The organism is Nocardioides sp. SYSU D00038, assembly GCF_016924665.1.
GTDB lineage: Bacteria > Actinomycetota > Actinomycetes > Propionibacteriales > Nocardioidaceae > Nocardioides.
This window is the reverse complement of record NZ_JAFFJT010000007.1, coordinates 19,423-40,332: the sequence shown is the minus strand read 5'-3', so window position 1 is coordinate 40,332 and position 20,910 is coordinate 19,423. Positions and strand designations below refer to the sequence as shown.

The following is a 20,910-nucleotide window of genomic DNA, read 5'->3' as shown; positions in this document are numbered from 1 at the left end:
TCAGGGCATCCCTGAGACAAGTCTCGGACCTCAGGCGGGCCGGGCACGCACGACCGCCCCGGCGTGGGCGGGCAGGGTGAGTGCGGTGTCGCTCACCTCGACGCCGGCCTCGGTCTCGAAGAGCAGCTCGACCGGGCCGGTCTGGGTGGTCATGGCCCGGTCCCCGAAGTTGACCAGCACGCTGAGGTCGCCGCGGTTCATCGCGAAGAACCGCGCCTCCTCGTCGACCTCGCACCGGGTGCGCACGAACGACGGGTCGGTCAGCTCGGGGTGGGTCCGGCGCAGCGCGGCGAGCTGGCGGTAGACCTCCAGCATCCGGGCGCCCCGCGGCGCCTCGGTCTCCGACCAGTCGAGCTTGGAACGCTCGTAGGTGGCCGGGTCCTGGGGATCGGGCACGACGTCGGGGTCCCAGCCCATCCGCTCGAACTCCGCGATCCGGCCCTCGGCGGTCGCCCTGCCCAGCTCCTCCTCGGGGTGGCTGGTGAAGAACTGGAACGGCGTCGACGCGGCGAACTCCTCACCCTGGAAGAGCATCGGCGTGAACGGGCCGCAGAGCGTGAGCAGCGCCGCGCAGGCGAGCTGGTCGTCGTCGAGCGCCTCGGTGATCCGGTCGCCCACGGCGCGGTTGCCGATCTGGTCGTGGTTCTGGCTGCACACCACCAGCCGCCAGGTCGGCATCGCGGCGACGTCGATCGGCACGCCGTGGTCGCGCTCGCGGAAGGAGGAGAACGTCCCGTCGTGGAAGAACCCCTTCTCGCAGACCTTGGCCAGGGCGCCGAGCGGCTCGAAGTCGGCGTAGTAGCCCTCGGTCTCGCGGGTCAGCGCCACGTGCACGGCGTGGTGGAAGTCGTCGCTCCACTGCGCGTCGAGCCCGTAGCCGCCGGCCTCGCGGGGGGTCACCAGCCGGGGGTCGTTCAGGTCGGACTCGGCGATCAGCGTCATCGGCCGGCGGTGGTGGGCCGAGAGCGCGGCCACCTCGATCGCCATCTCCTCCAGCAGGTGGGTCTCGGAGGAGTCGTCGAGCGCGTGCACGGCGTCGAGCCGGAGTCCGTCGACGTGGTAGTCGTCGAACCACATCCGCACGTTGTCGAGGATCAGCCGGCGCACCTCGGCCGAGCCGTCCTCGTCGAGGTTGACCAGGTCGCCCCAGGTGTTGGCGCCCTGCTTGAGGTAGGGACCGAAGACCGGCAGGTAGTTGCCGGAGGGGCCGAGGTGGTTGTAGACGACGTCCTGCACGACGCCCAGGCCCGCCGCGTGGCAGCCGTCGACGAAGCGCTGGTAGGCCTCCGGGCCGCCGTAGGGCTCGTGGACCGCCGACCACAGCACCCCGTCGTAGCCCCAGTTGTGGGTGCCGTTGACGGCGTTCACCGGCATCAGCTCGACCAGGTCGACCCCGATCGAGCGCAGGTGGTCGAGCCGGCCGAGGGCGGCGTCGAGGGTGCCCTCGGGGGTGAAGGTGCCGACGTGCAGCTCGTAGATCACCGAGCCGGCGAGCTGGCGCCCGGTCCAGCCCTGGTCGGTCCAGGCGAACGCCGTGGGGTCGAAGGTGCGCGAGCGGGCGTGGACGCCGTCGGGCTGCCGCCGCGACCGCGGGTCGGGGAGTGGGGTGTCGTCGTCGTCGACGAGGTAGCCGTAGTCGACCTCGCCGTCGGGGACGTCGCCGTCCGGCGTCCACCAGCCGTCGTCCCCGCGGGTCATCGGCACGACGGCGTCGCCGACCGAGAGCCGTAGGCGCGTGGGTCGCGGTGCCCACACGTCGAAGCGTCCGCGCATCAGTCCTCCCGGGTGAGCAGGGCGACCGGGTGGGTCGCCAGCAGGTCGGCCAGTCGCCCGTCGGTGGGCCGGTCGGTGATCAGGTCGCGCCACCGCCCCGGGGGGAGCGCCAACGTGGTCTCGGCCCAACCGGTGGCCGCCAGCCCGACGGGCAGACGGGTCGCGACGGTGATCGCGCCGCCCCGGTCGAAGGCGATCGCGTGGTCGGCCGCCGGGCCCTCGACCGGCACCGGCGCGTACGCCGTGAACAGGTCGGGCCGCTCGCGGCGCAGCGTCAGCGCGGTGCGCAGCACGCGCAGCTTGGCGGCCGCGGGGTCGTCGGCGGTGCCCGCGAGCACGGCGGCCCGGTGGTCGTAGTCGACCGGCCGGCGGTTGTCGGGGTCGACCAGGCTCTGCTCCCACAGCTCGCTGCCCTGGTAGACGTCGGGCACGCCGGGGATGGTGCAGGCGAGCAGCTTGGCGGCCAGCGCGTTGCTGCGGGCGGGGGCGTCGACCAGCGCCACCAGGTCGTCGACGACCTGCCGGACCTCGGCGCGGTCGAGCGCCGCGTCGACGGCGGCGTGCACGGCGGCCTCGTAGTCCTCGTCGGGCTCGGTCCAGGTGGTGCGGTCGCCGGCCTCGCGCATCGCCTTCTCGGCGTAGCCGTGCAGCCGTCGGCGCAGCTCGTCGTCGGGGGAGGAGCCCCAGGCGCCGAGCACGGCCTGCCAGAGCAGGGCGCCGAAGCCCGGGTCGGGCAGCGGCACCAGCTCGAGCAGCCGGTCCAGGGCCTGCTCCCAGGCCTGCGGCATCTCCGCGAGCACCGTGATCCGGGCCCGGACGTCCTCGCCGCGCTTGGTGTCGTGGGTGGAGAGCGTGACCATCGCGTGCGGCCAGTCCTGCTGGCGCTCCCACATCCGCGCGTGCAGCTCCTCGACGGGCAGCGCGAAGATGCTCGGGTCGCCGCCCACCTCGTTGAGCGAGGTCAGCCGCGACCAGCGGTAGAACGCGCAGTCCTCGACGCCCTTGGCCATCACCATCCCGCTGGTCTGCTGGAACCGGCGGGCCGGCTGCAGCCACGGGTCGGAGAGCACCGGCAGCAGCACGTCGAGCGTGGCGCCGAGGTCGGGTCGGTGCTCGCGCGCGAGGGCGAAGGCCTCGTCGAGGTGCTCGCGGCCCTCGGGCAGGTAGGAGCGGTAGACCGGGAAGCAGGCGAGCAGCTCGGCGACGGCGTCCTCGACGTCGGCGAACGACGCGGCGTCGGTCACCCGGCGCACCTCGCGGGTGATCCGCCGTACCTCGGAGTGGAGGATGGTGTCGGCGACCTGCCGCTTGGTGCCGTGCACGAGTGCCGCCCAGTCGACCGGCGCGCCGCGGAGCCGGGCCTCGAGCGCGTCGAGCGCGGCCTGCCCCGCGGGGTCGGTGAGCACCCGGTCGACGACCGCCAGCGCGTCGTAGCCCGTGGTGCCGGCGGTGGCCCACGACGACGGCAGCGCCTCGCCGGGCTCGAGGATCTTCTCCACCAGCACGTAGGCCCCGCCGGTGAGCGCGGCCAGGTCGTCGAGGTAGCGCTGGGGGTCGCGCAGCCCGTCGGGGTGGTCGACGCGCAGCCCGTCGACGAGGCCCTCGGTGAACCAGCGCCGCACCTCGACGTGGCTCTGGGCGAACACCTCCGGGTCCTCGACCCGGACGGCGGCCAGGGTGTTGACCGCGAAGAAGCGTCGGTAGTTGAGCTCGTCGTCGGCGAGGTGCCAGTTGACCAGCTCGTAGTGCTGCCGCCCGTGCACCGTGTCGGCGTCCGCGCCGTCGTCGGCGGTGCCGGGCGCCACGGGGTAGTGGTGGTCGTGGTAGACGAGCTCGGGGCCGTCGGGTGAGTCGACCAGGCGCAGGTTCGCGATCGGTCCGCCGGGCTCGGCCTGGTCGTCGTCGCCGACCACGGGGATCCGGATCCGGCCCTCGCCGGCGGCCCAGTCGACGTCGAACGCCGCGGCGTGCTCGGAGTCGCGGCCCAGCCGCAGCACGTCCCACCACCAGGAGTCCTCGGCCGGCTCGGCGACGCCCACGTGGTTGGGGACGATGTCGACCAGCACGCCCATGCCCAGCCGGCGCGCCTCGGCCGACAGCGCGGCCAGCCCCTCCTCGCCGCCGCGGGACGGGTCGAGGTGCTCGTGGGAGGCGACGTCGTAGCCGTGGGTGCTGCCGGGCTCGGAGGCCAGCAGTGGCGACAGGTAGACCCAGTCGACCCCGAGCTCGTACAGGTAGGGCAGTCGCCGGGTCGCCTCGAAGAGGTCGAAGTCGTCGGAGAGCTGGAACCGGTAGGTGCTGGTGGGGATCCTCATGCCGGTCCGCCCGAGGCGTGGGCGACCGACGCGGCGGCGGAGTGGTCGACCTCGGCGGCCGGCTCCTCGTGCTCGCGGAGCACCAGCATGCTCATCCCGGTCAGCGCCAGGGTGCCGCCGGCGGGGTGGGTCTGGGTGTCCGGCCCCTCCGACCCGGTGTCGACCACGACGTCCCAGGCGTCGGCGTACTCGTCCGGCGGCAGGGTCACCTGGGCGTCGCCGTCGGCGTTGAAGTAGATGAGGAAGTGGTCGTCGGTGATCGTCCGGCCGCGGCCGTCGACGCCGGCGATGCCGTGGCCGTTGAGGTACATGCCGAGGGCCTTGGCGCCCGCCCAGTCGTCGTCCTCCATCGGCCGGCCGTCGAGGTGCAGCCAGACGATGTCGTTGAGCCGGTCGCCGTCGCCGGTGCGCACCGTGTTGCCGGTGAAGAACCGGCGCCGGCGGAACGTCGGGTGGTCGCGGCGCAGCCGCACCAGGGCGGCGGTGAAGTCGACCAGCGGCTGGTCGACCTGGTCCCAGTGCACCCAGCTCAGCTCGTTGTCCTGGGCGTAGGTGTTGTTGTTGCCCTGCTGGGTGCGGCCGAGCTCGTCGCCGTGCAGGATCATCGGCACGCCCTGGCTGAGCAGGAGCGTGGCCAGGAAGTTGCGCTGGGCGCGGGCGCGGTCCGACAGCACGACCGGGTCGTCGGTGGGGCCCTCGACGCCGCGGTTCCACGAGCGGTTGTGGCTCTCGCCGTCGTTGCCGTCCTCGCCGTTGGCGTCGTTGTGCTTGTCGTTGTAGGACACCAGGTCGCGCAGCGTGAAGCCGTCGTGGGCGGTGACGAAGTTGATGCTCGCCACCGGGCGCCGGCCGGAGTGCTCGTAGAGGTCGGCCGAGCCGGCCAGCCGCGAGGCGAACTCGCCCAGCGAGGGCTCGCCGCGCCAGAAGTCGCGCACCGTGTCCCGGTACTTGCCGTTCCACTCCGTCCACTGGGGCGGGAACCCGCCCACCTGGTAGCCGCCGGGGCCGACGTCCCAGGGCTCGGCGATCAGCTTGACCTGGCTGACCACCGGGTCCTGCTGCACGAGCTCGAAGAACGTCGCCAGCCGGTCGACGTCGTAGAACTCGCGGGCCAGGGTGGAGGCGAGGTCGAAACGGAAGCCGTCGACGTGCATCTCGGTCACCCAGTAGCGCAGCGAGTCCATGATCAGCTGCAGCGAGTGGGGGTGGCGCACGTTGAGGCTGTTGCCGGTGCCGGTGTAGTCCATGTAGTAGCGCTGGTCGTCCTCGACCAGGCGGTAGTAGGCCGGGTTGTCGATCCCGCGCAGGCTGAGCGTCGGGCCGAGGTGGTTGCCCTCGGCGGTGTGGTTGTAGACCACGTCGAGGACGACCTCGATGCCCGCGGCGTGCATCGCCTTGACCATCGCCTTGAACTCCTGGACCTGCTGGCCCGGCACCCCCGGGGAGGCGTACTCGGCGTGGGGGGCGAAGAACCCCAGGGTGTTGTAGCCCCAGTAGTTGCGCAGGCCCTTGTCGAGCAGCGTGCTGTCCTGGATGAACTGGTGCACCGGCATCAGCTCCAGCGTCGTGATGCCCAGCCGCTGCAGGTGATCGGTCACCGCCGGGTGGGCCAGCCCGGCGTAGGTGCCCCGGAGCTCCTCGGGGACCTCGGGATGCAACATCGTCAGGCCCTTGACGTGGGCCTCGTAGATGACGGCCTGGTCGTAGGGCACGTCGAGCCGACGGTCGCCTTCCCAGTCGAAGAACGGGTTGATGACCACGCCCTTGGTCATGTGGGCGGCGGAGTCGTCGTCGTTGCGCGAGTCCTCGTCGCCGAAGGTGTAGCCGAACAGGCTCTGGTCCCAGTCGATGTCGCCGGTGGTGGCCTTGGCGTAGGGGTCGAGCAGCAGCTTGTTGGGGTTGCAGCGCAGGCCCTGCTCGGGGTCCCAGGGGCCGTGCACCCGGTAGCCGTAGCGCTGCCCGGGCTGGATGCCGGGGAGGTAGCCGTGCCAGACGTAGGCGTCGACCTCGGTCAGCGCGATCCGGGTCTCGGCGCCGGCGTCGTCGAACAGGCAGAGCTCGACGCCCTCGGCGACCTCGCTGAACAGCGCGAAGTTGGTGCCGGTGCCGTCGTACGTCGCCCCCAGCGGGTACGCCCGGCCGGGCCAGACCTCGGTCACGTGGTGCTCCTGGACGGGGACGGACATGAGACTCCTTGGAACGATCAAAGCGCGCGGCGCGACCCGCCGCGAGGGACGTGCGGCAGGTACCCCCCTGGTCCGCGGTCAACCGTCCGCCCGGCCAGGAGCGACCGGACGGACGGGCCGAGGTGCGCGGTCGGGCTCAGCGCTCCCGCGGGCCGAGGTTGCGGTGCTCCTCGACGACCGTGGTGCGGCTGCGCTGGTGGTTGACCAGCAGCGAGAGCAGCAGGGCGAGCACCCCGGCGGCGACCAGGATCCAGCCGAGCATCTCGGTGTCCACCGCCGTGGTGTCCCAGTTGATGACGTCGAGCACGAGCACGAGTCCCGCGACGACCAGCACGATCCCCAGGCCGATGGCCATGTCTCCTCCTCCGGTTGCGGCGACCGCGCTCCAGCCCCGATGGGTCGCTCGCGCTGCTGGTGCCCGGGCGGTCGCCCGGGCATGCCTGAGAGGAGTCTCAGGCCGGCTCGCCCGCAGCGCCGAGCAGGTCGGCCACCAGGCCCTCGACCCGGCCCCGGACGTCGTCGCGGACCCGTCGCACGGTCGCGAGGTCCTGCCCGGCCGGGTCGTCGACCACCCAGTCCTCGTAGCGCTTGCCCGGGAAGATCGGGCACGCGTCGCCACAGCCCATGGTGACGACCACGTCGGCCTCGTGCACCGACTCCTGGGTCAGGACCGCCGGCGCGGCGCCGGCGAGGTCGATGCCCACCTCGGCCATCGCCTCGACCGCCACCGGGTTGACCTCGGCTGCCGGCTGCGAACCGGCCGACAGCACCGTGACCCGGTCGCCGGCGAGGTGGCGCAGCCACCCGGCCGCCATCTGGGAGCGGCCGGCGTTGTGCACGCAGACGAACAGGACGGTGGGCGCGGTCGGGGTCGCGGGGGTCGTCATCGGGTCTCCTCGTGGGTCGGGAACAGGTGGGCGGCGGCGGACAGGCCCACGACACCGCCGACGAGCTGGGCGGCGACGAAGGGCAGCACGGAGGCGGGCGCGATCCCGGCGAAGGAGTCGGTGAGCGCGCGCGCCGCCGTGACCGCAGGGTTGGCGAAGCTGGTGGAGCTGGTGAACCAGTAGGCCGCGGCGATGTAGCCCCCGACGGCGAGCGCGACCGTCTCGACCCGGCCGGAGCGCAGGCTGCCCAGCACCACCACGACGAGGCCGGCCGTGGCGACCACCTCGGCGAGCAGCGTCGCTGCCGTGGCGCGGTCGTGCCCGGAGAGGTCGACGGCGGGCAGCTCGAACATCAGGTTGGCGACGACCGCGCCTCCCGCCCCGCCCGCGAGCTGGGCCGGCACCAGCGCGGTCACCTGGCGCCGGTCGAGGGAGCCGCGGGCCCACTCGACCAGGGTCACGACCGGGTTGAACGACGCGGAGACCGGCTGCAGCGCCGCGATCAGCGCCACCAGCACCGCGCCCGTGGCCAGGCTGTTGTGCAGCAGCTGGAGGCCGGCGTCGGTGGGGGAGAGCCGGCTGGCGGCGACGCCGGAGCCCACGACGGTGGCCACCAGGACGCCGGTGCCGACCGCCTCGGCGGTCGCGCGGCGCGCCAGCGTCACCGGGTGACGCCGCCGAGGAGGGCGGCCAGGTCGCCCAGGGCGCTGCGGTCGACGCGGTAGTAGACCCACACCCCGCGCTTCTCCCGCTCGAGCAGCCCCGCCTCGTGCAGCAGCTTGAGGTGGTGGCTGATCGTGGGCTGGGAGAGGTCGAAGGCGTCGTTGAGGTCGCACACGCAGGCCTCGCCGTCGGCGTGGGAGGCCACCAGCGACAACAGGCGCAGCCGCACGGGGTCGGCGAGCGCCTTGACCAGCGGCGCGATCCGCTCGGCGGCGTCGGCGCTCAGCGGCTCGCGGGTGACGGGCGAGCAGCAGGCGACCGCCTGCACCGGGGTGAGCTCGAGCAGAGACTTCGGCATGCATCTATATTGACAGACTTCGAAGTCCCGTGCCACCCTCCTCAATACATCGATAACCATCTATGTCCTGAGGAGGACCCGTGTCCCGTCTCCAGCTCGCCCTCGACGTCGACGACCTCGACGCCTCGATCGCCTTCTACCGCGCCCTGCTCGGCACCGAGCCGGCCAAGGTCCGGCCCGGCTACGCCAACTTCGCCGTCGCCGACCCGCCGCTGAAGCTGGTGCTCCTGCACAACCCCGGCAGCGGCGGGTCGCTCAACCACCTCGGCGTCGAGGTCGACGACACCGACGCCGTCGACGCGGCCCAGGTCCGCCTCGCCAGCGCCGGCCTGGCCTCGCGCGACGAGCGCGACACCACCTGCTGCTACGCCCGCCAGGACAAGTTCTGGGTGGAGGGGGCGCCCGACGGCGAGCGCTGGGAGGTCTACACCGTGCTCGCCGACGCGCCCGCCGAGCCGGCCGCCACCGCCGGCTGCTGCTAGGGGGCGTCGGGGACGGCGAGCGGATCGTGGTCGAGCACCGGGCGGACGCCGCCGTCCGAGCCGACCCAGCCGACCCCCGGCTCGAGGCGGCGCACGACGCGGGCGGGGTTGCCGGCCAGCACGGCGTGGTCGTCGTACTCACCCGCGCGCACCACCGAGCCGGCGGCGACCACGACGTTGCGGCCCAGGTGGGCCCCGGGGAGGACCACCGCGGCGTGCCCGATCCACGAGCCGGCGCCGATCGAGACCGGGTCGTGCGGGCCGAACTGCCGTCCGACCGGCACGTCCGGCTGCTGGTAGCCGTGGCTGGCGTCGGTGACGAAGACGTTCTGGCCGAAGAAGACGTCGGCGCCGATCTCGATGGAGGAGTGAGCGGTGAGGCTCGACCGGGCGCCGATCAGCGATCGGTCGCCGATCACGAGTGCCCGCTCGGGGACGCCGTGGTCGTCTGGCCCGTAGCCGACCGAGAGCGTGGCCTGCCGTCCCACCAGCACGCCCGAGCCGAGGTGGATCGCGTGCGGGTTGACCAGCGAGGCCACCGGGAAGTCGATGCAGCTCGCCGCGCCGAAGCTGCCGAAGCGGGCGGCCGCCCGGGTGCCGGGGACGATCTCGCCGACCCGGTCGAGCCAGGCGTGCAGGGCGTGGGCGCCGGTGTTGAGCAGGCGGGCGGCGAGGTTCACGCGCCGACCCTAGCGAGGCTCAGGCCGGGGTACCGGCCGCGCGACCGGACGGGCCGGCGCGGCGGTCGCCGGATCGGGGCGCCACCCCGGTGGGCCGAAGACGTAGCCGAGCTTGTCACGCAGCCGCGGCGCGGCCCGCACGTCGCGGACGATCGCGGCGTACTCGTGGGTCTGCAGCCGCACCAGGTCGTAGGTGCCGACCGGCGTGGTCAGGCCGTACGTCGGGCGGTGCAGCTCGGGCTGGAACGAGCCGAACAGCCGGTCCCAGACGATGAGGATGCCGCCGTAGTTGCGGTCGAGGTAGATCGGGTCGCTGCCGTGGTGGACCCGGTGGTGGGAGGGGGTGTTGAACACCAGCTCGACCGGCCGCCACAGGGTGCCGACCCGCTCGGTGTGCACGAAGAACTGGTAGACGAGGCTGACCGAGAAGCCCAGGAAGACCAGGGCGGGCGGTACGCCCAGCAGGGGCAGCGGCAGCCACGCCACGAGCTCGGCGGAGTTGTTCCACTTCTGGCGCAGCGCCGTGGAGAAGTTGAAGTACTCGCTGGAGTGGTGGGCCTGGTGGGTCGCCCAGACCAGCCGCACCCGGTGGGCGACCCGGTGGGCCCAGTAGAAGAAGAAGTCGACGCCGAGGATCGCCAGCGCCCACGTCCACCAGGCGTCGGCGGGCAGCTGCCACGGGGCGACGTAGGCGAACAGCACGGCGTAGCCGACCAGGCCGAGGGTCTTCCAGGCGGTCATGGTGGCGACCGAGACCGCTCCCATGGAGATGCTGGTCAGTGCGTCGCGCCGGTCGTAGCCGCCGGGGGCGGGCGGGTGCCCCGCGGGGCGCTCGTCCTCGAGGTGGTAGGCGGCCAGCGCCTCGACCGCGATGAAGATCAGGAAGAACGGCGCCGCCAGCGCGACCGGGTCGCGCAGCGGCTCCGGCACCGCGTGCCACAGGTCGGCGAGCATGACCGCGAGGGTAATTGACCGGTGGGTCAATCGACAAGAGTGACCGCTCGGTCAATTCCCGGCACTAGGGTGTCGCTCATGGCACGCGCGGCGCACGTCGGCACCCGGGGGATGCCCCGCGCCGAGCGGGAGGCGCAGATCCTGGCCGCGGCGACGGCGGAGTTCGGCGAGCGCGGCTACCACCGCGTGTCGGTCGACGCGGTCGCCGCGCGGGCCGGGATCTCCAAGCCACTGGTGCACGCCTACTTCGGCACCAAGGACGCGCTCTACGTGCGCTGCGCCGAGGAGCTCACCGAGACCCTGCTGGCCGAGATCCGGCCGGTGGTCGAGCGGGCCGAGCCCGGCATCGCGATGGCGCTGGACACGATGCGCACCATCTTCACCACGCTGCGCGACCGGCCACGCGCCTGGATGGTGCTCTACGACGAGACGCTGCCGCCCGGCACCGCCGTGCACGGGCCCGTGGCCGCCTGTCGCGACCGGATGACCGACCTGGGCGCGGTGGGGGTGCGCGCGGCGCTCGCGGTCAACCCCGCCCCGGTGGACCCGCTGGACGTCTCGGCGATGAACCACGTGTGGCAGTCGGTCGTGACCGCGCTGATGACGTGGTGGTTCGACCACCCCGATCAGACGCCCGAGGAGCTCACTGCGCGCTTCGGACGGCTGCTCACCGCCCTCGCCTCGGCCCCGCCCGGCTGACCGCCTCAGGCGAAGGCGACGCCGTCGCGCCGCACGGGCCGGTCGGGCCCGGCCGGCCCGTCGGGGTTCTCGGGCCGGGGCCCGACCGCCGCGAGCAGGGCCTCGCGCAGCCGGGCCGCCTCCACCGGCTTGGCCACGGTCGCCCGAACCTCGTCGAGGTGGGCCGTGGGCGCCTGGTCGGCGGTGGTGAGCAGCACCAGCCCCGGCGGGTGGGTGCTGATGCTGACGTGGAAGGCCAGCTCGGGCAGGTCCGGCAGGGTCGCGTCGACGACCACGGCCTCGAACGGGCCGCCGAGCGCGGCCGCCTCGGCCAGCGCCGAGGTGGCCTCGGCCCCGGTGCTGGCCTCGCCCGGGCGCACCGCCCAGCCGGTGAGCTGCTCGCGCAGCGCCGCTCGGGTGGTCGGGTTCGCGTCGGCGACCAGGACCCGCCGCCCGGCGAGCTGCACGGGTCGCGGGTCCTCGGGCGTGGCGTACGCCTGCCGCACGGGCACCGTGAACCAGAAGGTGCTGCCGCGGCCAGGAACGCTCTGCACGCCGATCTGCCCGCCCAGCTGCTGCACCAGCTCGCGGCAGATCGCCAGCCCCAGCCCGGCGCCGCCGTGCGGGCGGGTGGAGGACGAGTCGGCCTGGGTGAAGGCCTCGAAGATCCGGCGCTGCACGTCGGGGGCGATCCCGATGCCGGTGTCGCGCACCTCCAGGCGCAGCACCAGCCCGTGCCGGCCGCCCCGGTCGAGCGCGGCGTGCAGCACCACCTCGCCCACGGGCGTGAACTTCACCGCGTTGGAGGCGAGGTTGACCAGCACCTGGCGGATCCGGGCGGCGTCGCCGTTGACGAGGCCCGGGGTGCCGGCCGCGACGGTGGTGACCACCTCGAGGCCGCGCTGGTGCGCGGGCGGGGCGACGGTGGCGGCGACACCCTCGAGCAGGGCGCTGACCGCGAAGTCGCCGTGGTGCGGCTCGACGGCGCCGGACTGGATGCGCTCGAGGTCGAGGATGTCGTCGACGAGCGACATCAGGGCGGTGCCGGCGGACCGGATGCCCTCGGCGTACTGGCGCTGCCGCTCGTCGAGCGGCGTCGCCGCGAGCAGCCGGGAGAGGCCCAGCACGCCGTTCATCGGCGTGCGCACCTCGTGGCTCATCGTGGCCAGGAACGCCGACTTGGCCTGCGACGCCGCCAGGGCCGCGGCCCGGGCCCGTCGCTCCGAGCGCAGCAGCCGCTCGGTGCGGACGAATGCCAGCGCGATCAGCACCATGATGCCGACCACCAGCGCCCACGACTCGGGGTCGAGGCCCAGCGACTCCTCGACCACCACGAGGCCGGGCGGCACCAGCAGCGGCACCACGGCCACCACCAGCCGGGCGGTGTCGCTGTCGCGCTCGGCCCCGCCCAGCGCGACCGGCGGTGCCCAGTCGGCGGGCCGGAACGTCGAGGTCGCGACGAGCACGGCGCCGGTCATCCACAGCGCGGCGAGGGCCACGGCGGTCGCCCGCCCGGGGTCGAGCACCATGTCGCCGAGGTCGGCCAGCAGCCAGCACACGACGCCCCCGCCGAGCGCGAAGCCGAGCCGGGTGCGGGTGCGGCGGGTGCTGAGGGCGCGGACCACGAGGCCGAGGAGCACCGCGTCGAGCACGGGGTAGGCCAGCGGCACGCCAGGGCCGGTCTCGCCGGAGGCGAGCAGCTCGCTGATCGTGAACTCCCACAGGACCAGCACGCACACGGTGATCCAGGTGAAGATCTCGATCATCGAGTCGACATCGAGCACCCGGTCGGAGGTGGCCGACCGCGCGAGGTGGACGAACACCGCGCAGATGAGGACGGCGTAGGCCGCCAGCGTCGGCACGTGCAGCAGGCTCTCGGCCGGCACGTCGACGCTGTCGCCCACCCACCACGCGGCGTCACCCAGCGCGTAGAGGCCGAGCGCCAGAGCCACCGCGCGCGAGAGGCGCAGCGACGTGCCGACCGCGCGTCGCGACCCGAGCCAGGCCACGAGGGCGGCGAAGCCGAGCACCAGGAGGTACGTCGCGCGCGCGGCCGCACCGGGCGCGAGCAGGGCGTGCGCCAGCCCGAGCGGGACGGTCACCACCGCGGTGAGGACCGTCAGGCGGGCACCCGAGGAAGTGGGCACGGCCGGTTCCCTTTCGTCGGAGCAAACGAAAGTGCATTCCCGAGGTGGCCCATCCTGCCCCTCACCGGGGGTCGGCGCTCGTGGTTCCGGGCTTTCGCCCCGGTGGTCCAGCGCGGTGCGGGCGCTCCGCTCGGTCCGCGCCCCCAGCGGTCACCCAGCGCACCAGCACCGCCTCGAGGGCGGCGGCGTCGACCGGCTTGGCGAGGTAGTCGTCCATGCCGGCGGCCAGGCACTCCTCGCGGAAGCCGGGGGAGGTGTCCGCCGTGACCGCGACGACGGGCGTGCGGACGCCCGTCTGGATCGCGCGGACCCGCCGGGTCGTGGCGAGCCCGTCGATGCCGGGCAGGTGGCAGTCCATCAGGATCGCGTCGAACTGCTGCCCGAGCACGGCGGCGAGCGCTTGCGACCCCGATTCCACGACCTCCACCGAGTAGCCGAGCTGGTCGAGCAGGCCGGAGGCCACCAGCCGGTTGGCGGCGTCGTCCTCGACGACCAGCACGTGGCCGCGCGCGGGCGGACGGGCACCGCGCCGGGCGGGGGCGTCGACCTGCGTGCGCGAGCCCAGCGCGTCGTGCAGCGCCGCGTGCAGCCGGGCCCGGGTGACCGGCTTGGTGACCACGGCATGCACTCGTGAGGGGTGGGCGTCGCTGGGTCCGGTGGTCAGGAGCACCGTCGGCGCGGGCTGCTCGGCCTCGGCGATCCGGCGCGCCAGGTCGAGGCCGTCCATGCCGGGCATCGCCCGGTCGACCACCACGGCGTCGTACGGCGCGCCGTCGGCGGCCGCGGCGAGGTAGCTGCGCCAGGCGTCGCCGCCCGAGCCCGACGTGGTCACCCGCGCGCCCCACGCACCGAGGAGGTCGTCGAGCGCGGCGAGCTGGACGGCGTTGTCGTCGACCACCAGCACCCGGGCGCCGACCAGGGTCGGGTCGGCGGCCGGCTGCGGCTGCGTGACCCGTTCCAGCGGCAGGCGGAACCAGAAGGTGCTGCCCTCGCCCGGTCGCGACCGCACGCCGATCTCGCCGCGCATCGCCGTCACCAGCATCCGCGAGATCGCCAGCCCCAGGCCGGTGCCGCCGAACTCGCGGGTGGTGGAGGTGTCGGCCTGCGTGAACGGCTCGAAGAGCGCCGCCACCTCGTCGGGGGCGATGCCGGCACCGGTGTCGCTCACCTCGAGCAGCACGTCTGGTCCCGCCGCCCGGGCGCGCAGCACCACCTCGCCCTCGGCGGTGAACTTGATCGCGTTGCCGGCCAGGTTGAGCAGCACCTGGCGCAGCCGGTGGGGGTCGCCGCGCACCACGGAGGGCAGCCCGGGGTCGCAGTGCACCAGCAGCTCCAAGCCCTTCTCGCGGGCGGCCTCGGTGACCAGCTCGGCGGCCTCCTCGACGACCGTCGCCACGTCGAGGTCGACCTGCTCGAGCACCAGCTTGCCGGCCTCGACCTTGCTGAAGTCGAGGACGTCGTTGATGAGGTTGAGCAGCGAGTCGCCGGCGGTGCCGAGCGCCTCGACGTACTGGCGCTGGCGGGCGTCGAGCTCGGTGTCGCGCAGCAGCGCCGTGAGCCCGATGACTCCGTTGAGCGGGGTGCGGATCTCGTGGCTCATCGTGGCGAGGAACGCCGACTTGGCGCGGGTGCCGGCGAGCGCGGCGTCGCGGGCCGCGGCCAGCTCGACCCGGGCCGACCGCTCCGCGGCCAGCACCCGGGCGGTGCGCAGCAGCGCCAGTGCCGTCACCGCGACCAGCATGGCGACCACGCCGGGGGTGCTGGTCTCGCGGTCGAGGGCGACCTGCAGCACCAGCACCACCACCGGGGTGAGCAGCGGCAGGTTCGCGATGAGCAGGGCGGTGAAGAGGTTGTCGGGCGGCCTGCTCTCGTGGCTCGACCCGGCGACGTGCCCGCGGAACGTCGAGGCCGCGAGGGTCACCGCGGCCACCGTCCACAGGCTGTCGAGGGTGCTGCCCACGGTGCCGGTGTAGTCGGCGACGAGGTAGGTCACGTCGGCGAGCAGCCACAGCCCGAGCGCGACGATCGCCGCCGAGCCCAGCAGCGAGCGCGACGCGCGGGTGAGCACCACCCGCAGGGCGAGGGCGAGCATCACGGCGTCCATGACGGGGTAGCTCGCGAGCACGAGCCAGTCGACCAGCTGCGCCCCCAGGTTGGGGCCGGAGCCGGGCTCGGTGAGCGAGCCGAGCACCACGATCCCCACCACGACCACCGACACGACGTCGAGGAGCGCGTCGACGTCGACCCCGCGGCGGCCGGGGCTGGCCCGGATCACGGCCAGGGCGAGGGCCAGCGCGAACAGACCGTACGACGGCAGGTACGCCGCGTCGGCCCAGGTGTAGCCCTCCACCGAGGCGCCACTCCAGGAGAGCACGCTCCAGATCCAGTCGCCGACCGTGTAGACGCACAGGCCGGCGGCCAGGAGCCAGGAGACCTGCGGCACCGGGCGGGTGAACCGCCAGGCGCCGAAGCACGCGGCGACCGCGGCCGCCGTGCCGATCGCGAGGTAGGCGGCGTCGGACACGGCGGTGCCGGGCAGCAGCCAGAACACCGCCACTCCGGGCGCCGCCAGGGCTAGGCCGGCGACCAGCGCCAGCCGGGCAGGGGAGGTGGACGTCCGCCGTTCGCGCACGTCGTCCATCGGTCCCCCTCTCACCTGATCCCGGGTCGCGCGTCATTGTGACCCCGAGAGCAGTCTCAGGTCGGGGTTCGCGGAGTCCGGCGGGCAGCCTGATCGGGGTACCCCCGAGCGGTGCCGGTCAGCCCCGGTGGCGCACCCGGGCGTAGCGGAAGCCCACCATCCGCTGGAAGTGCCGCAGGCCGTTGGTCTGCGCGCCGGGGTGCTCGGTGTCGAGCAGGTGGCGCACGCCGCGGCCGGCCAGCACCTCGACCAGCGCGGCGGTGCCGAGGTAGCGCCCGTCGGTCCCGGGCTCCGGCGGGCCGAGCCGGCGGAAGTAGCGCAGCGTCGCCCAGGCGTCGTCGGTGGGGATCACCGCCAGCAGGCACGGGGCACCCGTCGGGTCCTCGACGACCATCCAGAGGTCGTGGTCGAGGAGGTCGTCGTTGCGGGGGGCGGTCACCCGGTAGGTCGGGTCGAGGTGGGCCTGCTCGGCGGCGTTGGCGATCGCGAGCAGCCGGGTCCGCTCCACGGCGTCGTCGACGAGGCGCCAGGTCAGCCCGTGCTGCTCGGCCTGGCGGATCTTGCGGCGCAGCGTCTGCTTGGAGCGTCCGAGGAGGTACGTCGCCGGGTCGTCCGGCAGGTCGAGCACCGCCGGTCCGGTCCAGCCCAGGTCGACGCCCACCAGGCCGCGGTCGCCGAGCACCCGGGCGACCGCCCGACCGCCCGGCGTGTCACTGGGCGAGGCCTCCAGCTGCGGGAGCGCGCGGCGCGCCCGTAGGAACTCCCGGACCCGTCCCGGCCGGGTGACGGCGAAGCGCAGCCGACCGCGGCCGGAGTCGGCGTAGTCGGTCCAGAACGCCGCGACCCGCTTCTCCGCCGCGTCCGCGTCCACGGCGTCAGACTAGAGACCCCGGGGAGCCCCGGGGCACGGACCCCGGGATCGGGCCCGGGACACCGCGCACCGGGACCGCGCTCCGGACCCGGTGCCGGCGCCCGGACCCGACGTGGACAACGGTAGCCGCCGGCGGGCTCGCGCGGCCGCCCCCGAGTGGGTGGTTCGGCCTCGGTACGGTCCGGGTCATGCCCTTCGAGTTCGACGAGATGACCGCGGTCACTCCCACCGACGAGACCGGCGTCTGGTCCGCCGAGCTGGACGGCGGCTGGACGGTCGGCGGCGGAATCAACGGCGGCTACCTCCTCGCCGTCGTCGGCAACGCGCTCCGGGCGGCGTTCCCCGACCGCCCGGACCCCGTCGTGGTGAGCGCCCACTACCTGTCCGCCGCCACCCCCGGGCCGGCCACGGTGCGGGTGACCCCCAGGCGGGTCGGCGGCTCGGTGGCGACCGCGGCCGTCGACGTCGAGCAGGACGGCGTGGCCCGGATCGCCGCCCTGGCCACGGTCGGCGACCTGTCCCGGCTCGGCAGCCCCGGTGGCCCGGACGACGTCGAGACCACGGCCCCGCCCCTGGAGCTGCCGCCGCTCGAGGACTGCCTCAGCAACGACCTGGCGCCACCCGAGGTCCGGCGGATCGCCCGCCTCATGGACCGCTTCGACATGCGGTTCACCCCCGCGTCCGCCGGCTGGGCCGTCGGCCAGCCCTCCGGTCGCGGCGAGCTGGCCGCCTGGTTCCGCCTCGTCGACGGCCGCGAGCCCGACGCCCTCTCGCTGCTGATGGTCGTCGACGCCCTCCCGCCGGTGACGTTCGATCTCGGTCGGATCGGCTGGGCCCCCACCCTCGAGCTCACCGTCCACGTCCGCGCCCGGCCCGCACCCGGCTGGCTCCGCGTCCGCCACGTCACCCGCAACATCGCCGGCGGCATGTTCGAGGAGGACTGCGAGGTCTGGGACTCCGCCGACCGCCTGGTCGCCCAGTCCCGCCAGCTGGCCCGCCTGCCCCGCCCGACCTGATCGGCCTCGGGGTTTCGAGTCCTCAACCAGCGGTGCGTCACGTCTTCGGTGGAACTGGACCTTGCCGGTAGGCAGATAGATGGGGTCGTACGTCGGGTCGTGGGCCCTCTGGTGGTGGGAGGGGCAGAGGAGGACGCCGTCCTTGAGGTCGGTCCTGCCGCCGTCGGTCCAGCGGACTCGGTGGTGGGCCTCGCACCTGGGTGCCCGCGGTGGTGGCGGGAGGGCATTCGTCTGCTGGGGTCTCGACGACGCTCGCTGGCGCTCGCTGCTCGACCACCGGTGGACGAAGCCCGTGCAGTGCTGTCGGCGCGAGCCTGCGAGTGCCGGCAGTGCGCCGTTGTACCTGGTCGCGAGACCCGACCAGGTAGGCGCGCGGGCGCCAAGGGTCAGCCGCGGAGTGGCCCGAACCGTGGTCCAGGGAGGGCGCTCGTCTCACCGGGTAACGAGTAAGGACTGCACTCCCCCCTCAACCAGCGGGACCAGCGCCATTCCGCCGGTCGAACCAGGAACGCCGCAGGGCGACGACCCAGCGGCGGCGGGGGTGCTCGGTGGTGGACCAGAGGGTGTCGTGGCCGGGGCCCCAGGCGATGTCCTCGGGGCCCATCGGGACGGCCCAGCGGTGGCGGCGCCAGGCGCCGGGGCGGCCGACGTGCACCGAGCCGGGGACCCACGGGCCGTGGGAGGTGGTGACGTAGTAGGTCTCGTCGCGGGCCGCGACGCCCTGCATCCGGACGACGCCCTCCTCCTCGAGGGCGAGGGGGCGGGTGCTGCCGTCGTCGTCGGTGGCGAGCAGCCCGGTGCCGGGCTCGAGGGGGAACCGCGCGAGTCGACGGGTCTGGCGTGCGTTGCCGTACTCGCCGGCAACCAGCGACGGCGGCGAGGTCGAGCCGTCGAGGGAGAGGAACGAGTAGCGCAGCCGCTCCAGGCCCTCGTCGGCGCGGGCGCGGTAGGCGAAGCGCACCGGCAGCACGTAGCGGTAGCCGTACGTCGAGACCCGGCCGTCGTGCACCCCGAGGCGGCGGCGACTGCCGGAGAGGTCGTCGGGCACGCGGAGCAGGTCGGAGAGGCGGCAGGTGACCAGGCCGCGGGCGGTCGCGGCGACGTGGAGGTGGGGGCCGACCCAGGCGATGCCGCCGGCGTGCACCCGCAGCGGCTCGAGGTGGACCGCGCCGTCACGGAGCACCGGGACCACGAGCAGGACGTGGCGGTAGCGGCGGCTGGCGAGGTCGAGCACGGTCACCCGCGACCCCTGGTGGCCGGCGGGGTCCCCGGGCAGCTCCTTGGCGTACCACGCGACCAGCACCAGCTGGCGACCCGCGACCGCCGGGTCGTCGGCGTCGGCGGACGTCGAGACGCCCTGCGGCCACCAGCGGGGGTCGCGGCGGTCGTGGCGGTCCCACGTCCAGGCGCGGTGGACGGCCCGGCCCGGCGCGAGGGTACGGCGGCCGCGCCGGTCGAGGTCGCCGAGCAGCACGTCGAGGCCGACCCGCCCACCGAGCAGCTCCGCGAGCGCGTCGACCTCCGCGACGTTCTCGTCGGTGCGCACGAGGTGGATCCCGGGGCCGGCGGCTGCCATGCGCACACCGTAGACAACTAGGCTGCGCGGCCATGGGCGTCGTCGTCGGAGCCGCGATCGTGCGGGGTGACCGGGTGCTCGCGACCCGGCGCACCCGGCCGCCCGAGGCCGCCGGCCGCTGGGAGCTGCCGGGCGGGAAGGTCGAGCCGGGCGAGGAGCCGGGCGCCGCCCTGGTGCGCGAGGTGACCGAGGAGCTCGGCTGCCGGGTCGAGCTCGGGCGGTGGCTGGCGGGGGAGTCGGCGATCGGGGAGCGGCACACGCTCTGGGTCGCGGTGGCCGAGCTGGTGGACGGCGAGCCGACCCCCACCGAGCACGACCTGGTGCGCTGGCTGGCGGCCGACGAGCTCGGCGACGTCGACTGGCTCGAGCCCGACCGGCCGTTCCTCGCCGAGCTGCGCACCGAGCTGGAGACCCGGGCGTGAGGGGCGTGTTCTTCGACGAGGACGCCGCCCGCGCCGTCGCCGCCGAGCTGGCGGCCGGCGGCTGGGAGGCGCGGGTGACCCGCGAGCGGCTGGCCGGCGAGGACGACGACGACGACCACCCCTGGGCGGTCGAGACCGACGCGCCCGAGCTGCTGCTCGACGTCCTCGTCGACCGCCACGACGGGTGGCTCGACGCCGAGGAGTCGGGCCCCGGCCCGGTGCCGCCGCTGGACCTGCCCACCGAGCCCCGCCGGCTCAAGCGCCCCCCGGAGTAGGCCCGGAGTAAACCCACGCCCGCGGGTGTTCGGACCGCTGTCCCTTCGTCTTCCTAGGATCGGGTGCCATGACCGACGTCCCAGCCCAGCGGCTCCTCCTCGTGCACGCCCACCCCGACGACGAGTCGATCGGCCAGGGGGCCACCATGGCCAAGTACGTCGCCGAGGGGCGCGGGGTCACCCTGGTCACCTGCACCGCCGGCGAGATGGGCGAGGTCCTGGTGCCCGAGCTCGAGCACCTCGCCGCCGACCGCGACGACGCGCTCGGCGAGCACCGCCGCGGCGAGCTCGCCGATGCGATGGCCGCGCTCGGCGTCACCGACCACCGCTTCCTCGGCGGCTTCGGCACCTACCGCGACTCGGGCATGGAGTGGCACCCCGACGGGTACGCCGTCCCGGGCGACACCATCAGCGAGAACGCCTTCTGGCACGCCGACCTCACCGAGGCCGCCGACCACCTGGTCGCGGTGATCCGCGAGGTGCGGCCCCAGGTGCTGGTGACCTACGACCAGTTCGGCGGCTACGGCCACCCCGACCACATCCAGGCCCACCGGGTCGCCACGTACGCCGCCGCGCTGGCCGCGGTGCCGTCGTACCGCCACGACCTCGGCGAGTCGTGGGACATCGCCAAGATCTACTGGGGCGCGATGTCGGAGAGCCGGATGCGCGAGGGGCTGCGCAAGCTCCGCGAGGCCGGCGACACCACGTCGTTCGAGGGCATGGACCCCGACGGCCCGCTGCCCCACTTCGTCACCGCCGACGCCGACCTCGCGGCCGCCGTCGACGCCACCGGGTTCGTCGACCGCAAGATGGCCGCCCTCGCCGCCCACGCCACCCAGATCACCACCGACGGCCCGTTCTTCGCGCTGTCCAACAACGTCGGCGCCGAGGCGTGGGGCGTCGAGTACTACCGGATCGCCAAGGGCGAGCGGGGCGAGCTCGGGCCCGACGGCCTCGAGACCGACCTGTTCGCCGGCCTCTGACCG

19 protein-coding genes are annotated in these 20,910 nt (G+C 74.2%); 6 read left to right on the top strand and 13 right to left on the bottom strand.

Annotated features, from left to right (window positions below; genetic code table 11):
- Positions 1-30: 30 nt before the first annotated feature.
- The 7 genes from treZ to JT721_RS02455 all read right to left on the bottom strand — a co-directional run bounded on the left by treZ (position 31) and on the right by JT721_RS02455 (position 8,182).
- A complete protein-coding gene (gene treZ, locus JT721_RS02485) occupies positions 31-1,773 on the bottom strand; it encodes a malto-oligosyltrehalose trehalohydrolase (RefSeq protein WP_205471318.1) in 1,743 nt (580 codons plus the stop codon).
- Positions 1,773-4,088: a malto-oligosyltrehalose synthase gene (gene treY / locus JT721_RS02480; protein WP_205471317.1), complete on the bottom strand. Its 2,316-nt coding sequence runs from the start codon at positions 4,086-4,088 to the stop codon at positions 1,773-1,775. Before treY ends, treZ begins: the two co-directional genes overlap by 1 nt.
- On the bottom strand, positions 4,085-6,274 hold the full coding sequence (gene glgX / locus JT721_RS02475) for a glycogen debranching protein GlgX (RefSeq protein WP_205471316.1): 2,190 nt from the start codon (positions 6,272-6,274) through the stop codon (positions 4,085-4,087). The genes treY and glgX overlap by 4 nt, the downstream gene beginning before the upstream one ends.
- 136 nt (positions 6,275-6,410) lie before the next feature.
- Entirely contained in the window at positions 6,411-6,629 is a 219-nt protein-coding gene (locus tag JT721_RS02470; protein WP_205471315.1) for a DUF6458 family protein, read from the bottom strand.
- Positions 6,630-6,726: 97 nt separating this feature from the next.
- The gene (locus JT721_RS02465; protein WP_205471314.1) at positions 6,727-7,161 is read right to left on the bottom strand and encodes an arsenate reductase ArsC; all 435 of its coding nucleotides are present in this window, start codon (positions 7,159-7,161) and stop codon (positions 6,727-6,729) included.
- Positions 7,158-7,826, bottom strand: coding sequence for an aquaporin (locus tag JT721_RS02460; protein ID WP_205471313.1), 669 nt, complete (start codon positions 7,824-7,826; stop codon positions 7,158-7,160). The genes JT721_RS02465 and JT721_RS02460 overlap by 4 nt, the downstream gene beginning before the upstream one ends.
- Complete coding sequence (locus JT721_RS02455; RefSeq protein WP_205471312.1) at positions 7,823-8,182, bottom strand: metalloregulator ArsR/SmtB family transcription factor; 360 nt, start codon at positions 8,180-8,182, stop codon at positions 7,823-7,825. The genes JT721_RS02460 and JT721_RS02455 overlap by 4 nt, the downstream gene beginning before the upstream one ends.
- An 80-nt stretch (positions 8,183-8,262) precedes the next feature.
- Between JT721_RS02455 and JT721_RS02450 the strand changes: the two genes are divergently transcribed.
- A complete protein-coding gene (locus tag JT721_RS02450) occupies positions 8,263-8,664 on the top strand; it encodes an ArsI/CadI family heavy metal resistance metalloenzyme (RefSeq protein ID WP_205471311.1) in 402 nt (133 codons plus the stop codon).
- Here the strand turns inward: JT721_RS02450 and JT721_RS02445 are convergent.
- On the bottom strand, positions 8,661-9,344 hold the full coding sequence (locus JT721_RS02445) for a DapH/DapD/GlmU-related protein (RefSeq protein WP_205471310.1): 684 nt from the start codon (positions 9,342-9,344) through the stop codon (positions 8,661-8,663). The genes JT721_RS02450 and JT721_RS02445 overlap by 4 nt on opposite strands.
- Before the next feature lie 9 nt (positions 9,345-9,353).
- A complete protein-coding gene (locus JT721_RS02440; protein ID WP_205471309.1) occupies positions 9,354-10,298 on the bottom strand; it encodes a sterol desaturase family protein in 945 nt (314 codons plus the stop codon).
- A gap of 78 nt (positions 10,299-10,376) precedes the next feature.
- Between JT721_RS02440 and JT721_RS02435 the strand changes: the two genes are divergently transcribed.
- Positions 10,377-10,997 (top strand): TetR/AcrR family transcriptional regulator, encoded by a 621-nt coding sequence (locus tag JT721_RS02435; RefSeq protein WP_205471308.1) that lies wholly within the window; start codon positions 10,377-10,379, stop codon positions 10,995-10,997.
- A gap of 5 nt (positions 10,998-11,002) precedes the next feature.
- Here JT721_RS02435 and JT721_RS21550 read toward each other — a convergent pair whose 3' ends face one another.
- The 3 genes from JT721_RS21550 to JT721_RS02420 form a co-directional block, all read right to left on the bottom strand.
- The gene (locus JT721_RS21550; RefSeq protein ID WP_205471307.1) at positions 11,003-13,123 is read right to left on the bottom strand and encodes an ATP-binding protein; all 2,121 of its coding nucleotides are present in this window, start codon (positions 13,121-13,123) and stop codon (positions 11,003-11,005) included.
- A 61-nt stretch (positions 13,124-13,184) separates the two neighbouring features.
- A complete protein-coding gene (locus JT721_RS02425; protein ID WP_205471306.1) occupies positions 13,185-15,764 on the bottom strand; it encodes a response regulator in 2,580 nt (859 codons plus the stop codon).
- Positions 15,765-15,882: 118 nt separating this feature from the next.
- Entirely contained in the window at positions 15,883-16,635 is a 753-nt protein-coding gene (locus JT721_RS02420) for a hypothetical protein (protein ID WP_205471305.1), read from the bottom strand.
- Positions 16,636-16,823: 188 nt separating this feature from the next.
- On the opposite strand from JT721_RS02420, the gene JT721_RS02415 reads away from it, so the two are divergent.
- Complete coding sequence (locus tag JT721_RS02415; RefSeq protein WP_205471304.1) at positions 16,824-17,651, top strand: thioesterase family protein; 828 nt, start codon at positions 16,824-16,826, stop codon at positions 17,649-17,651.
- Positions 17,652-18,117: 466 nt separating this feature from the next.
- Here the strand turns inward: JT721_RS02415 and JT721_RS02410 are convergent, their stop codons facing one another.
- The gene (locus tag JT721_RS02410) at positions 18,118-19,227 is read right to left on the bottom strand and encodes a hypothetical protein (protein ID WP_205471303.1); all 1,110 of its coding nucleotides are present in this window, start codon (positions 19,225-19,227) and stop codon (positions 18,118-18,120) included.
- Between the two features lie 32 nt (positions 19,228-19,259).
- Between JT721_RS02410 and JT721_RS02405 the strand changes: the two genes are divergently transcribed.
- The 3 genes from JT721_RS02405 (at position 19,260) to mshB (ending at position 20,907) form a co-directional block, all read left to right on the top strand.
- The gene (locus tag JT721_RS02405; RefSeq protein ID WP_205471302.1) at positions 19,260-19,649 is read left to right on the top strand and encodes a (deoxy)nucleoside triphosphate pyrophosphohydrolase; all 390 of its coding nucleotides are present in this window, start codon (positions 19,260-19,262) and stop codon (positions 19,647-19,649) included.
- Complete coding sequence (locus tag JT721_RS02400) at positions 19,646-19,924, top strand: hypothetical protein (protein WP_205471301.1); 279 nt, start codon at positions 19,646-19,648, stop codon at positions 19,922-19,924. The genes JT721_RS02405 and JT721_RS02400 overlap by 4 nt, the downstream gene beginning before the upstream one ends.
- 68 nt (positions 19,925-19,992) lie before the next feature.
- Positions 19,993-20,907 carry an N-acetyl-1-D-myo-inositol-2-amino-2-deoxy-alpha-D-glucopyranoside deacetylase gene (gene mshB, locus JT721_RS02395; protein ID WP_205471300.1) on the top strand — a complete coding sequence of 305 codons (915 nt, stop codon included), beginning with the start codon at positions 19,993-19,995 and terminating at the stop codon, positions 20,905-20,907.
- The last annotated feature ends 3 nt before the right edge of the window (positions 20,908-20,910 follow it).